This is a genomic window from Paenibacillus amylolyticus, from assembly GCF_051136285.1.
In the GTDB taxonomy this organism is placed as follows: domain Bacteria; phylum Bacillota; class Bacilli; order Paenibacillales; family Paenibacillaceae; genus Paenibacillus; species Paenibacillus amylolyticus_F.
In genome coordinates, this window is sequence record NZ_CP194938.1 from 2,517,620 (window position 1) to 2,532,219 (window position 14,600).

General features: G+C 45.7%; 7 protein-coding genes, 1 pseudogene and 1 CRISPR repeat array. Of the genes and pseudogenes, 4 read left to right on the forward strand and 4 right to left on the reverse strand.

The genetic code is table 11. From position 1 onward, the window contains the following. Positions 1-24 precede the first annotated feature (24 nt). Positions 25-225 carry a cold-shock protein gene (locus ACR8BL_RS11205; protein ID WP_293201638.1) on the forward strand — a complete coding sequence of 67 codons (201 nt, stop codon included), beginning with the start codon at positions 25-27 and terminating at the stop codon, positions 223-225. 321 nt (positions 226-546) lie between these two features. Here ACR8BL_RS11205 and ACR8BL_RS11210 read toward each other — a convergent pair. Beyond that, positions 547-1,116: pseudogene (locus tag ACR8BL_RS11210) on the reverse strand (LuxR C-terminal-related transcriptional regulator); the annotation flags it as partial. 84 nt (positions 1,117-1,200) lie between these two features. Continuing rightward, positions 1,201-2,889, reverse strand: a complete 1,689-nt coding sequence (locus tag ACR8BL_RS11215) for a methyl-accepting chemotaxis protein (protein ID WP_434752677.1) — start codon at positions 2,887-2,889, stop codon at positions 1,201-1,203. A gap of 636 nt (positions 2,890-3,525) precedes the next feature. Between ACR8BL_RS11215 and ACR8BL_RS11220 the strand changes: the two genes are divergently transcribed. Continuing rightward, positions 3,526-5,262, forward strand: a complete 1,737-nt coding sequence (locus ACR8BL_RS11220) for a methyl-accepting chemotaxis protein (RefSeq protein ID WP_434753091.1) — start codon at positions 3,526-3,528, stop codon at positions 5,260-5,262. Between the two features lie 490 nt (positions 5,263-5,752). On the opposite strand, the gene ACR8BL_RS11225 is transcribed toward ACR8BL_RS11220, so the two are convergent. Further along, positions 5,753-6,289, reverse strand: coding sequence for a hypothetical protein (locus tag ACR8BL_RS11225; RefSeq protein WP_434752678.1), 537 nt, complete (start codon positions 6,287-6,289; stop codon positions 5,753-5,755). 660 nt (positions 6,290-6,949) lie between these two features. Further along, positions 6,950-8,530, reverse strand: a complete 1,581-nt coding sequence (locus ACR8BL_RS11230; protein ID WP_434752679.1) for a hypothetical protein — start codon at positions 8,528-8,530, stop codon at positions 6,950-6,952. Positions 8,531-9,215: 685 nt separating this feature from the next. Continuing rightward, a CRISPR array of direct repeats spans positions 9,216-11,068; the repeat unit is 33 nt; unit sequence ATTTCAATCCACGCACTCCATACAGAGTGCGAC. Positions 11,069-11,635: 567 nt separating this feature from the next. On the opposite strand from ACR8BL_RS11230, the gene ACR8BL_RS11235 reads away from it, so the two are divergent. Both ACR8BL_RS11235 and ACR8BL_RS11240 read left to right on the forward strand, forming a co-directional pair. Further along, the gene (locus ACR8BL_RS11235) at positions 11,636-12,214 is read left to right on the forward strand and encodes a TetR/AcrR family transcriptional regulator (protein WP_434752680.1); all 579 of its coding nucleotides are present in this window, start codon (positions 11,636-11,638) and stop codon (positions 12,212-12,214) included. Positions 12,215-12,290: 76 nt separating this feature from the next. Continuing rightward, entirely contained in the window at positions 12,291-14,477 is a 2,187-nt protein-coding gene (locus ACR8BL_RS11240; protein WP_434752681.1) for a YhgE/Pip family protein, read from the forward strand. The last annotated feature ends 123 nt before the right edge of the window (positions 14,478-14,600 follow it).

Consider the following 14,600-nt stretch of genomic DNA (forward strand, 5'->3'; position numbering starts at 1 on the left):
ACTTATTATTTTTGGAGGAATCACATGCAAACAGGTACAGTAAAATGGTTCAACGCGGACAAAGGATTTGGCTTCATCGAAACTGAAGAAGGAACAGACGTATTCGTTCACTTCAGCGCCATTCAAGGTGATGGTTACAAATCGTTGGACGAAGGACAACGTGTAGAGTTTGAAGTAACTCAAGGTAACCGTGGACCACAAGCTGAGAACGTTACTAAACTGTAATTGATACGAGGGCTGCCTCCGGCAGCTCTTTATTTTTGCCCATTTACATCCATCACAAGAAAAGAGGTTTTTATTCCAACAGATCATTATAAAGAAACAGAACACGTTGTATTTTCCACGGTTGACGACATCATTAACTTCTACTCGCCTCAGCAAACGAGCACAGAAAGCTCCCAAGCTCACTCACGTCCTACACATCCGGTAGATCCATCCAGACACAAGGATCACAAGACCGAACGTTAACCACGAATTGACAGCAACCTATCCGACATAAGCAGAAGGCCCTGAACCGCTTGAACGGTACAGGGCCTATTTATATTCTTATTTTACATAACCGTTCCGAATTGCAAAAACGACCGCCTGCGTGAGATCCTCCACCTGTATCTTCTGCAAAATGCGATGCACATGCGTTTTCACCGTGCTTTCACCGATGAACAGCTTCCGGGCAATCTCTTCATTACGTAGACCGTAAGCCATCTCCTGCAGCACCTCAAGCTCACGCCCTGTGAACGCGTCTGTAAGCAGCGAAGTCTATTCACCGTTCTCCTCGTTAAATGGTGAATTCACGGCTGAGTTGGCTCTTTTTTCGTCTGGGGATACTGTTTTTGTCGACCTTACCGCTAAACCAATGACCTTGGCCGCTACCGCAGTTCTGTAAATGGCTTCTCCGCGATGAGCAGCTCTGATCGCATCAATCAATTCTTCCGGTGTGGCATCCTTGAGCAGATAACCTACGGCTCCGGCACGTATTCCCTGGTAGACATAATCCTCCTGATCAAACGTAGTCAGAATGACGACCTTGCATTCAGGAAGCACATCCAGTAACGCTTGGGTTGCCTCCAGTCCGTTACCATCCTCCATCTGCACATCCATAAATACAACGTGTGGCTTGAGTTCTGCCACCGTAGGTGGACTTCATGTCATTTTGCTTCAATCCGCAGATTGATATGGGACAAAGCTATGGTCGTGATTACGTTATATTTTAAAAGGTTTCAGGGATGCTTGCAGTTCTGCCGAAACGTCAGACAGCATCGCTGCAGATTCCTTGATCTGCTCTACAGACTTGAGTTGCTCTTGTGTAGACCCTGCGGCAAGCTGAGAGTTGGCTCTAGCCGTCTGTGCATGACGTGCAATCTCGTTCACCGATGCCACGATCTGCTCTACAACTGCGGACATCTCTTCACTGGTCGCTGCCATATCTTCAATCTCTGTGGCAATGCGCAGGTTCGTATCCCGAATCTGGGTAAAACTCTGCTCTGTCTCTCGTGTGAGCCGCAGTCCTTCCTGTACTTCATGCTTCACTTGGGCCATAGCCGCCAAGGATTGCTGCATGTCCTGTTCCATTGCACCAACAAGCGCTTCAATCTGGTTGGATGATTGTCCAGCCTGTTCTGCCAGCTTGCGCACTTCAGTGGAGACAACGGCGAATCCTCTCCCGTGTTCTCCTGCTCTCGCCGCCTCAATAGAAGCATTAAGTGCGAGGAGATTGGTTAGCCCCGCAATCTCATGAATGGCAGAGACCATCTGACCGATCTGGGCAGATTTCTCCTCCAACATGCGAATCACTTCGTCCGTTGCACTGACGGAAGTTTCAATCGCTGCCATCTGTCCCACCGTTAGCTGTACGGCCTGCCCTCCGGTATCCGCTTGCTGTCGTGAGTACACTGCTGCATCTGCGATGCTGGAAGCTCTGTCTGCTATGCGCTGTACGCCAATAGCCACCTCTTCCATCGCCTGCAAGTTCTCTTCTGTGCTTACGGTCTGACTCTCTGCTCCCCGTGCGACCTGTTGGACAGAAGCAGCAATCTGCTCAGACACACTTGATGTCTGGTCTGCGATCTTCAGTAGCAATCCAGTCGAATGACCTGCTTTGTCCGCTGCGTCTAAGCCACCTTGAATAATGCCTTGCAAGCTGTTTCTCATTTCATTGTAGCCTGCACCGAGCATACCAATCTCGTCTCGCACATGATCTACCACCGGCTGTGTGAAGTCTCCGGTACCCGCACGTTTGATGGCAAATGAGACCCGGTGAATTCTTGCTCTCACTCTGCGGACGTACCAGACGATTAGCACAATCGCAATCAGCATCGCAATGCCGACTACGATCAGGAAGGTTTTAAGAAAGGAAGAGATAATCACATCAATTAATGATTGAGATGCCCCGACATAGAAAATACCAATGATCTCCCCGGATGCATTTTTGATGGGTTCATAGGCTGTCTGTGTTTTCTGTCCAACAACAACTGCCTCCCCAAAGTACTTTTCTCCCTGCTGCAAAACGGTCTTAGCTACCTGCTCGGACACCTTTGTGCCCACCGCGCGTTTGCCGTCAGTCATCACATTTGTAGCAATGCGTTCATCTCCGCGAAAGATCGTCACGGTATCTCCTGACGCATTACCGATTTCATCCACCAGATCGAAATTTTCTTCCAGCAATGCATCGCCCTTGTATAACTTGCCATCTTGAATGGCCCAGTCTCCCGGGTATTTGTATGAAATGATGTGATTCGACATCTCCAAGTCCCGTTTCGCTTTTTCCGTGGCAAATGTCTTAATGCCATTCCTCATCTCCATGATGACGCTGACCGCCACAGCCGAGGAGAATATGATAAAAATGCCGATCACGATCAAACTGATTTTAGTACCGATACTTATGCTACGCATGTGTGTGAGCCACCCTTTTCACGATTAAATTGTCTTGATCCCTGGCAGATTGGTTTCTGCTTAGAGATTTCACATATAGACTTATCGGTGGTGGTATGCACATTTTTTTATAACCAGACTGTGATAATTATCACAAAATTTCAAAAAATATTAACTAGTCGTTTACGTATTCTCCGTAATTGTGTCAAAAGATGTATCGGGCTGGGAGATTAGCAATAAAGATTACCTGCCATATGTCCTGAAAACGCAGATAACTTTACTGTGATTGAACTTGTGAAATGCATTGCTCAAACTATATGAAATTTTTTACGTAAAATAACGAAAATAATTCAAAAGTTCCGGTTCCTAAGTCCTATTTTACTTGGAAAATCTAACAAATATATGTCGAAACAACGATATAACTGAGGAGTAGAACTTACCTGGAGTTCATATACGTGAAGAACAAAATCCCGCTCTCGTTTAGTAACTGTATTTGTCTTAACCGTAGAAACAACGACAACTCTTACAGAACTTGAAGATAGTCTTTCCATCTTGCAAGCAATTACAACACGCAGCGTATACGACGTCCAGGTGAAGTCCTTTTTAATTTTACAGAAGGAGTGAACTACCTTGTTTAAAAAGCTTCGCTGGAGTACCATGCCATTTTTCGCCAAAAATCTGGTAATTTCATTCGGGAGTATCGCTCTCATTGGAGTCATCCTGATCACTGCAGCTTATCAGTTGCAAAAAAGTATTTTGATTAATCAGCTACACGAGCAAGCCAAGATTACAACCTTGAAATGGTCACAGGATCTGGACACAAGTCAGGTCGAACAGGCCACATCCGAAAAGAGTTATTCCGATACATATCAGAGTAAACTGCGGGATTATCTGGATTCCATCCACACCTTTAATCCTAACATCGCACAAGCTTACATTTTCGGTTCACAGCTGGATCAGGAGAAGAGCGCTCCGATCTATGCGATTCCAACCAGTCTAGTCGAACCATTTGAGAAAGATAAGTATCTGCCTGGTACGAACTACCCGCTATCTCCCCAGATTGAGCACGGTCTCGATGAGATGAATGCAAGCAGCGGCCCAGCATTTAGTGATTTTTATACCGATGATTTCGGTACCTGGACGACACTAATGTATCCGATCGAAAAGGCAGATGGCTCCATCTATGCAGCTCTGTACTTTGATGTTGATGCAAGTGCCGTTCCCAAAGGGCTGAATAAATTGCTTATGTATGGCCTGATGTTTCTGGTCGGATTCCTGATTCTGTTCATGGTGCTGCAATTTATTTTGTTGAAAAGAACCATGCGCCCGATTCGCGACCTCATGAAAGGGATTGAGGAAGTAAGCACTGGCGACCTGAACGTCACAATTCGCACAGGACGCGATGATCTTGGGGTCATTAACGAGAAGTTTAATACAATGATTGAGCGTTTCAATACCACTCTTTACAAAGTAAAAAATACGTCTCGTCACCTATCGAATTCGTCCCGAGAACTGCTGGATATTTCGGCGAAAAACAACGATAATATTCAGTCCATCAGTACCAATATCCGTGAAATCTCTACAGGTCTGGTGTCTCAGGACAAAGCAACCGTGGAAAGTGCACGCGCCATGACCGAGATGTCTACCGTAGTGCAGAACATTGCCGGAAGCTCGGCCGAAGTAGCTGATGAAGCACTCAGCATGGAACAGCGTTCGAACAACGGACATGAAATTATGCAGCAAGTTATTGACCAGATGGGTCTGATCTCAAGCGCCGTACAGAACACATACGCTTCCATTCAATCCTTGGAAAACCGTTCCAATGAGATTAGCAGCATTGTGGGCATCATTACGGATATCGCTGGTCAAACGAACCTGCTCGCCTTGAATGCTTCTATTGAAGCGGCACGCGTTGGAGAGGAAGGTCGAGGGTTCGCAGTCGTGGCTGGAGAAGTACGTAAACTGGCTGAGCAGTCCCAAGAGTCCGCAACGCAGATTCGCGCGCTGATCGATGAGATTCAACGAGATATCGGACAATCCGCAGACGCGATGGAGCGGGGTTCAGAAGAAGTGCAAAAAGGCCTCAATGTTACACGGGAAACAGGTACTTTCTTCGAAGATATCTTGACAGCTACGAACAAAGTAGCGAACCAAATTCAGGACATCTCCAGTTCCACTGAGGAAATCTCGGCGAGCACGCAAGAAATGTCCGCAACCGCAGATGAGCTGTCCGCAAGTGTCAGCAAAGCCGCCAGCAGCACCAAACACATCGAACACTCGATTGCAGAACAGGAAACCTCCATGGCTGCCATCGTCAGTGCATCAGATGAATTAGCCGAAGTATCGGAGGAGCTGCAGGAACTCATCTCCTTCTTTAAGGTGAAAGAAGCTTAGGCTAATCACGAAATACTTTTTATAGACACTATGCGCCACATCCGTAACATCAGGGGCTGTCCCATAAGTCATTTTATGATTTTTTAGCCCCCACAGTAGACAGGATTTCAACCAATAGAGAAGCCTTCAAACCCACTTTAGCGGTGATTTTGAAGGCTTTTCCGTTCAACGTTTGGGACTGGCTTATCCGTCGGTACCGTTTTGGGACAGCCCCTTTTTTGCATATGTTATGTACGCCGAGAAAAGCAGGTAGTATAGAAAGCGATGGAATGTGATTACATTCTAACGATCCCAGGAAGCGCTATTTGCCTACTTTTCTGCTTCATAAAATTCTAACGATCCTCAGAAACCTTATTTACTTCAAATCCCTCACTTTTCGCCATGTTCTGCTGTGCTTCTTCCAAATAAGGTCTGTGGAGATCGTTAGAGTTCGAAAAGGTCATAAAACGACCAAATAAGCTCCCCTGTGATCGTTAGCGCTCGTCTGAGACTAATTCATCGCATCAGCTATACTGCGCAAACTTCTCCTAACATCCTCCACACTACGATAAGCTCCAGTGATCTTAACCAGCTTCCAATTATTTGGCTGCTTCAAATAATGCAACGTCACTGCACTAGGCAGTAAGCACACTCGCTCATCTCCCATTTCGTACCATTCCAGCTTTATTCCCGCTTTTGCCGCAAAAAGTTGAAAACTTTCTATTGTCTTCAGTGTATCTAACTTAGAAGTACCTGAACCTGAATGCAAATCTATTTCTGTCGCTACTCCTACGTTGTTTTCTACTTCGGCCCAAACATCCACACTATCGAACAAGTAACTTCCATCCTTCTGGAATGTCATATTCACCGTGTACCCGTCATAATCAAAGCTGATTACTTCCAGTTTTTCCGCTTCCACACTCCACACCTCATCCGCTTGTGCTCTGACCTTCTCCAGTGTGACCTGAACATTTATGGATAAACATTGCGGTATCTTCCCTTCTTGCACATACTGTTCCAAAGAAAGCGTACCGATGTGTTGTTTCATTTGCTCGTTATTCATCCTTTGTTCGTCAGCACCTTTCGGAGTAGGTATTGGACTTAGCAAGGGATAGATTTTCAGCGTAATAAACCTGCAAGTTTTTAATACTATCCATATTGGAGTATTGGGTTTTGTTACTAAAATTAAATTCCATCCACACACTCCATACAGAGTGCGACTGTAAATTGTCTCCTTTTATAATATTATTAGGTGATTTCAATCCACGCACTCGTATAGAGTGCGACAGCGAAAAATAACGTATAAACATTTTCGCAAAAGAAAATATTCTGTAATTCCGCATTTTCTAACTATGATTTCACCTTAATCTTATACAAAGCAAATATATAATTCAATAATGTGTTGCCAAAAGGGAATATACAACACAAAAAATTATGCGAATCCCCCAGGAAAATCATGTGAGCTTGGCATTCGCACTCAATAAGTCTCGTTAAAAATCGACTTATTTTCAAGAAAACATACTAGTTTCAAACTCAGGTCTACCCGCTCTGGAGTCCACAACAACACATCTGTAAGAAATGTCAGAGCATCCATTCCAGACAAGCGCTCGACGATCCTTGCTCTACTCTTCTATAGAAATGAACAAACAAAGACGCTCGGTCAGGTGCAATATCCTGTCTGGGCGTCTTGTTTAATGGTGTAGCTCTTTTATTTCAGGTATCCTTTGGATTTCCAATATCGCTTCGCAAAGGATTCAACAGCATAGGGCAGTTCCCCATCCAGCAAATCCTGATTCGCTTGTATCAGCTCTTTGCGTCCACGTTCCAGCAATTGAACGGCATGTAGTAATTGGGGCCCACCTACATAATGAAGTTCAAGCAACAACGGCTCTTCCTCATCCTCTTCCTCCTGAGCCGAATATTCAATTAACACAATTTCCGTGCCGTCCGCATGCTGGTGTAGCGTATAGAAGTATTTCTCGACCTGCGTCTCCCCTTGTGTATCCGTATACTCTCTACCAATACGCAGCATAGCTGGCTGGGGAACATCATTATACATTTGACCTGCTTGTCGAAATGCAAAGTAGAAGTCTTCAATCCACAACCCATGCCGGTCATCATCATAATAATCGTCATACGGCTCCGCGATAGGCAACGCTAATAAATCACGAATACGTTGCGGCGAAATCAAGGTGCGGACATACTGGTAATTCGATATGGACTGCAGCAAGGTATCCCATCCACGGTTGCTTAACTGCTGAATATCCGTAGGTGAGTCTTCCGTAAATACGCTCCATTCGGAGTTCTCACTGTTCACATAACGATATGCGCCTGAGATCATCCAGACAGGAGTGCCCGCTTGCTCGGCAAGTTCATTAGGAGAGCCTGAAGCTTGGTCTGCTGGCTCTATTTTGAGCAACAATGCACAGTCATGTTCATCTTGAAAATACAGACTCCGGAAGTAGCCCTCCGTATACTCATCCCCGTAGACAGAACCTCGGCAAAACTGTCCATCCACCCAAAACTCATAACTGTTCAGCAACTCCCCCTCCTCTCTTACAGGTAATAATGAAGGGTGAGTAAGACGCTCAATGTTCTCAGCTGTGAACGAATGATCTTCGAACCAATCCGGTACATCCGGCGTTAGTTCTGCGGCATAAATATACTCTCGTTTAATGATAGGCTGTCCCTGCTGTAGCCTCTTTATCATCTCTTCTCGCCATGGAAACGGCTCTTCTGTATCATCGTCAATTACACACTCAGGAACAAATAACTCCAGCATGTCAAAGCCTTGCCATGGTCCGAGATCCTCCCACTCTTCAAGATGACGCTTCACTTTCCGCTGTCCTTGAACCTGAATACCATATTGCTCTGTACTTACTAGCAGCCCACCTTCTACGTTGCCTCTCACCTTCAATTCTCCATGGTTGTAATCTCCCCAGAACATATCCTTCACATAAAGATTACCTGTAATATATATTTCCTGCCCTCCCACGAGCATATAAGGCGTTGTAAGATCACCAAGCACAACCAGGTTAGAAGAGGCCGCGTCGGATTCTGTGTTTCCAATATAACGATCAACGATCAGATTTCCCTCCACCATAATTAAAAAAGGCCCCTCATCCAGCAACAGCTCTCTGATATGAAGATCACCTGAATGCAGCCATACTTCCTCGGCATCAAATTCACCATCATGTGCTTCATTCTGTGTATACATCCAGCTTTCGTTAGGCAACCTCGTTTTGATATCGGCAAAAGTAACCTTTTGACCTATGTGATGTATGGACATCTCCTGACACTCCTCTTCGGTTGATATACCGATAACATCTTCAACACTTCTAATCTTCGAAACTCCGAATCTATTGGCAGCATGACTTACCCAGTTTAATTATACTAGAAGAAATTGATTTGAGCTTTCTGCTGGTTGCATTAGCAGCGATAAGAAGCACAAAGTTAATCACATATGTTTCTTTAATGCATCTCTGAAGTGGCTGCCGCCCATTGCTGACTAATATTTTTGTAACGCTCTAATCTCCATTGAAATCTCTCTTCTTCACGTCTAGCTTCATCGGTACGTGCATCATCTTGTTCCACTTCAAATTGCTTGTTAACAATGGTAGTAGCGAACCAATGAGGAATATTTTTACCTTGTCGTTAGTTTTGTATCTTTTAACAAAATCCTTAAACGTCCGATCAATAGCGTCACAAGTATAATTATTAATATCTTGCGGCTGTGTTTTCATATACTCGACAACCTGGATTCCCATTTCATTTTTTTGTTGTACGTTGTTAGGTTTTGGAGGAAAGCTTCATATCGGATAGTAAGTGCTTTTGTTTTGCTTACGTTTATCAACATGTGGACGAGTGGATCGCGTCCGGTGTATCTTCCTCAAACCCTAAAAATAGTAAACCTACTGATTGATTGCTCTGAGTGAGTAGCCGATTGCTCATTTTGATACCGACTACTCTCTATGATTTCAATCCACGCACTCCATACGGAGTGCGACCGAACGGATCAGGGTTATCGGGGTGCGGCAGAGGATTTCAATCCACGCACTCCATACAGAGTGCGACTCAACGCCGACTGTCCCATAAAACTGTATGATAATTTCAATCCACGCACTCCATACAGAGTGCGACCGGGCATTCGATCAGGATACATTGATCTGGACAATTTCAATCCACGCACTCCATACAGAGTGCGACCTGCTGGAGGAACGTAGAACAGCATTGGTGGTCAGGATTTCAATCCACGCACTCCATACAGAGTGCGACGTTTCCCTTGTCAGCTTGTTCATCAGTTGATACACATTTCAATCCACGCACTCCATACAGAGTGCGACTTGACCACTTCGGAAATGGCTTTTATCACTACGCTATTTCAATCCACGCACTCCATACAGAGTGCGACTATATGTTGTTTCCGGCTTCAACCCTTCCAAGTTATTTCAATCCACGCACTCCATACAGAGTGCGACCGTGGATTTGGAGTTTTCTTCTGATACCGGGTTAATTTCAATCCACGCACTCCATACAGAGTGCGACGTCAACCACACAGCGTTCAACAACTACGTACTTTATTTCAATCCACGCACTCCATACAGAGTGCGACTTTATGGGTGGGCTAGTCGTCCGGTGGATAATCCAATTTCAATCCACGCACTCCATACAGAGTGCGACTTGAAAATTCAACGCATATTTAGCGTAGAGGCACCATTTCAATCCACGCACTCCATACAGAGTGCGACCTGATATGTCGTCAAATACCTTAATCCCTTTTTCAATTTCAATCCACGCACTCCATACAGAGTGCGACGACAGCAAGTTTGGGGATCGGTAGATATCAATAAGATTTCAATCCACGCACTCCATACAGAGTGCGACCTAAGGACATATTTAGCCGCGCAAATTAAGGAGATTTCAATCCACGCACTCCATACAGAGTGCGACGCTCTTTTATTAACGCTGCATCAGCATTAGCTTCCCATTTCAATCCACGCACTCCATACAGAGTGCGACGTTCTTGCCGCGCTTCTTCTTGATTACGAGAGCTAATTTCAATCCACGCACTCCATACAGAGTGCGACCGAAATGTATATGAAAAATCTCATGAATGAAAACATTTCAATCCACGCACTCCATACAGAGTGCGACTCGACTCTTCTTGATGCTCCAACAAAATAATTTGATTTCAATCCACGCACTCCATACAGAGTGCGACACGACTCTATTCCACGTCCGTCCAGCCCATTGGGATTTCAATCCACGCACTCCATACAGAGTGCGACGTCCTATTTCAAGTTTGATTGATAAAGGTAACGAATTTCAATCCACGCACTCCATACAGAGTGCGACGTGTGATTGAAAAGATGGCAGAAGTGCTTGGAGTAATTTCAATCCACGCACTCCATACAGAGTGCGACTGCCGTGGATAAGAACGGCGAGATCATCGAGGATATTTCAATCCACGCACTCCATACAGAGTGCGACGTTCGATTGCCAGAACTAGCCCCGCTGCCATCTCCTATTTCAATCCACGCACTCCATACAGAGTGCGACCTAAATAAATTGTCTCCTTCGTTTGTGTTCTTATATTTCAATCCACGCACTCCATACAGAGTGCGACGGAACTGGATGAATTGGAACAGCAGGAACAAGAGATTTCAATCCACGCACTCCATACAGAGTGCGACGCAACGTCTCCAGCATGGCACGTACCGCTAGCGATTTCAATCCACGCACTCCATACAGAGTGCGACTAAAATGTCTCAAGCTGAGTTTTCTCGTAGATCTGATTTCAATCCACGCACTCCATACAGAGTGCGACAGCAAGAAAACACGTTTAGTACATACCTAAACGTCACAAAGCTACGTTTTTACACTACTATTCTATGTGTTCCCGCCAACGAATTCAATCTTTTTCCAGCATATTGTTGCCAAAAGGCATCAATATACCCTATTTCCACTGCTTTCGAGGTGCGAATCCCCCAGGGTTTTCATGTGAGCTTCACATTCGCACCCGCATAAGTCACTTTCTGCCTCTACTTAATCTTCCAACGTTTCTATGTACTTCTCCCTTCTTCTATCCTTTATAAGTCTCCCCCCTTTCTCTACTCTTCCACCTTCTCCCGACCCACACCATCACAACGCCCACTTTCCAAACTATGACATAGATCACATCCAACCTCATACACAAGTGCTACATTAAATAACGACCAACTGACCAATACAGTAAAATGGTCAATCGCAAAGTTAGTTTTATCTTTTTTCAAAACCTGTCACCATTGCTTCAAGTTGCTTCATCATTTTCAACCGTTCTACTGCTTCACACTGCTTCTTGTGTTTCACCATCTTCACCCATTACACATGTCAGACCCCAAGGAGGTGTATCGCCGTGAAAACGATAGATCGAAGGCAACAAGTGATGGACTCTGCCGAGAAATCCTTTGCCCTGTTTGGCTACAAAGCCACAACGATGGAGCAAGTGGCGAGACTGGCCAATGTGGGCAAAGGCACGATCTATACCTTTTTCGAGAACAAAGAAGAATTGTTTGATGAGATCCTGCGCTCCATTATTGCAGACATGAAACAGATTACGGAGCAGACGGTGAAGGATGAGAACTCTTTTCTGGATAACGTGCATCAGAGTATGGACTCTTTGCTCGAATACCGGGAGGAACATGAGCTGTTAATCAAGCTTTTTCAGGAGGTAAACGAGTTTGGGACACCGCAAGCAAAGGAAGGTTTGCAAAAGGTAGAGAAAGCCATCCTCGAATACCTCGAGCGTCAGGTTAGCCGGGCCATGGAATTACGGCAGATTCGGACGGACGATCCCAAGCTGGTTTCGTTTGTGTTACTGAAGCTGTACGTCAGCCTGACATCCGATTGGAACAAAACGCATCCTACTCTTCACAAAGATCAGATCAAAACTTTTGTCGGCCTCTTTCTCCAGAACGGATTATCTCCCACCTAGAGAAATGCCCGCAGACGCACACATACCATACTAAATATAGAAACAAGGGATAAGCGTAAGATAGGGAGAGAACATCATGAAATCATTTCGTGTATTTGGGCAGGATCTGAAATCCGCCTTCAAGAAACCAAAAGTATGGATTCCAATTCTCGTTGTGCTGTTCATTCCCGTGTTATATAGCGGACTGTTCCTGAACGCCTTCTGGGACCCATATGGCAAAATGAATGAATTACCTGTAGCCGTGGTCAACACGGATCGGGGTGCAGTTTATAATGACAAATCGCTTGAAGTCGGTCAGAATCTGGTCGATGAGCTGAAAAAAAGCAATGATTTCAACTGGCAGTTCGTCACTCGCGAACAGGCAGAACAAGGTATGAAAGACAACAAATATTATATGACCATCGTCATTCCAGAGGACTTTTCTACCAAAGCAACCACACTGATGGACGAACATCCCGCTCCGGCAGAGCTGATCTACGAACCCAACGAAGGTTACAACTTCCTTGCGGGTCAGATCGGCGGTACGGCGGTCAAACAGATTCGCTCCAAAGTCTCTGCCAAAGTCACAGAATCATATACCGAAACGTTGCTGGATAAGGTCGAGAAAATCTCGGACGGTTTGGCGAATGCCGGAGATGGCGCAGGTAAAATTCATGATGGGGCAAGCAAACTGGATAATGGGGCGGCTACGTTAAAAGAAAACCTGACGAAACTGGCTGACGGTGCAGGCAAGCTGCAAACCGGCGCCGTTTCGTTAAAAGAAGGTACAGCTACCCTTGCCAAAGGCACAGGTGAACTTCACACTGGTGCGAGCACACTATCTAGTGGACTCGCTCAATTGGCTGCCGCCGGCACCAAGTTGGGTGACGGCGCAACACAGGCCGCAGCTGGCAGCAAACAGCTGCATGCCGGTATCCAAGCTACGCAGGAAGGCGCGTCCAAACTGGACGCCGGGCTCGCAGCTACTGAACAAGGCAGTACCAAGCTGACTGCCGGGCTGCAAACTTCCGTTGAAGGCAGCGGCAAAGTCAGCGAAGGCGCCAAAGCGGTCGCTCAAGGCCTGGCTCAATTAGCGAAGTCCAGTCCTGAACTGGCAGCGAGCCCTGCTGTTCAACAGCTTCTCGCGGCAAGTCAGGCTGTAGCCGCAGGCAGTGAACAGGTGTATCAAGGCGGACAGCAACTTGTTGCCGGAAGCCAGCAACTGCAAGCCGCACAACAACAATTGCATCAAGGCAGTAGCCAGTTAGTTCAAGGCGAACAACAACTAGTGCAAGGCGCAGCACAGTTATCTGGAGGACAAAAAAAACTCACTGACGGGCTCAACCAATTCAACGCCAAATTAAATGAAGCCGCCACTGGTAGTGCCAAACTTGCAGCAGGTTCAGAACATCTGAACGCTGGTGCAGGTAAATTGTTATCTGGTGTGAATAAGTTAGAAGGCGGAGTCTCCACCCTTACGGACGGTTCTCATAAACTGGCTGATGGCGCAGGTAAGCTCAAAGAAAGTACATTTAAATTAACCGATGGTTCTGGTGAACTTGCCACCAAATTAAATGACGCAGCTGATCAAACAAGCAGTGTCAAAAAGACCGATGAATTGGTTACGATGTATGCCGAACCTGTTCATGTCGAAGAACACAAACTAAACGAAGTACCTAACTACGGTACAGGTTTCTCGCCTTATTTTCTCTCACTCGGCTTATTTGTCGGTGCGTTGATTGCAACGCTGGTTGTGCCAACACGTGGCAGCAGTGTGAGTGATGCAAGTGGATGGAATCGATTTGTCAGCAAAACTCTTGCCTTCACCATAATGAGCGGTGTTCAATCGTTACTCGCTTCTGGACTCGTTTTATACGGCCTTGGTCTGAAGGTACAGAGTGTGCCGTTATTCCTTTTGTTCAGTTTTGTGACGAGTCTGAGCTTTATGTATATCATTCAGGCACTGGTGACTTGGTTGGAGAATCCGGGACGGTTTATTGCCATCCTACTGTTGATCTTCCAGCTCACCACCAGCGCAGGAACGTTCCCACTGGAACTTATTCCGAACTGGCTGAAAGTGTTCAACCCATGGCTACCAATGACTTACTCCGTAACGGGATACAAAGCGGTGATCTCCAGCGGACAATTTGGCGTCGCCTGGGATCAGATCGGTATTCTGTGTATCTTTGCCGTTCTTGGCCTGGTCGGTACGTTAACGTATTTCCTGAGACGTGGAACGGTTGAAAACGAAAATCTTAGCAGTGAAGCTGTATTTCAGGCTTAAGCGACCGTTAGCTTATGTATAAACATTTTACGTATAGTCCTGCTATACAATCAAAAGGCATATCCCTGGTCTGGCTCGCTGAAATAATAGCGGGTCTGACATAAGGATATGCCTTTTTTTGAA

What these genes read in the sequence shown, in the direction of transcription:
- ACR8BL_RS11205 (WP_293201638.1), top strand. Translation starts at nt 25, where the DNA reads ATGCAAACAGGTACAGTAAAATGGTTCAACGCGGACAAAGGATTTGGC.
- ACR8BL_RS11215 (WP_434752677.1), bottom strand. Translation starts at nt 2,889, where the DNA reads ATGCGTAGCATAAGTATCGGTACTAAAATCAGTTTGATCGTGATCGGC.
- ACR8BL_RS11220 (WP_434753091.1), top strand. Translation starts at nt 3,526, where the DNA reads ATGCCATTTTTCGCCAAAAATCTGGTAATTTCATTCGGGAGTATCGCT.
- ACR8BL_RS11225 (WP_434752678.1), bottom strand. Translation starts at nt 6,289, where the DNA reads ATGAAACAACACATCGGTACGCTTTCTTTGGAACAGTATGTGCAAGAA.
- ACR8BL_RS11230 (WP_434752679.1), bottom strand. Translation starts at nt 8,530, where the DNA reads ATGTCCATACATCACATAGGTCAAAAGGTTACTTTTGCCGATATCAAA.
- ACR8BL_RS11240 (WP_434752681.1), top strand. Translation starts at nt 12,291, where the DNA reads ATGAAATCATTTCGTGTATTTGGGCAGGATCTGAAATCCGCCTTCAAG.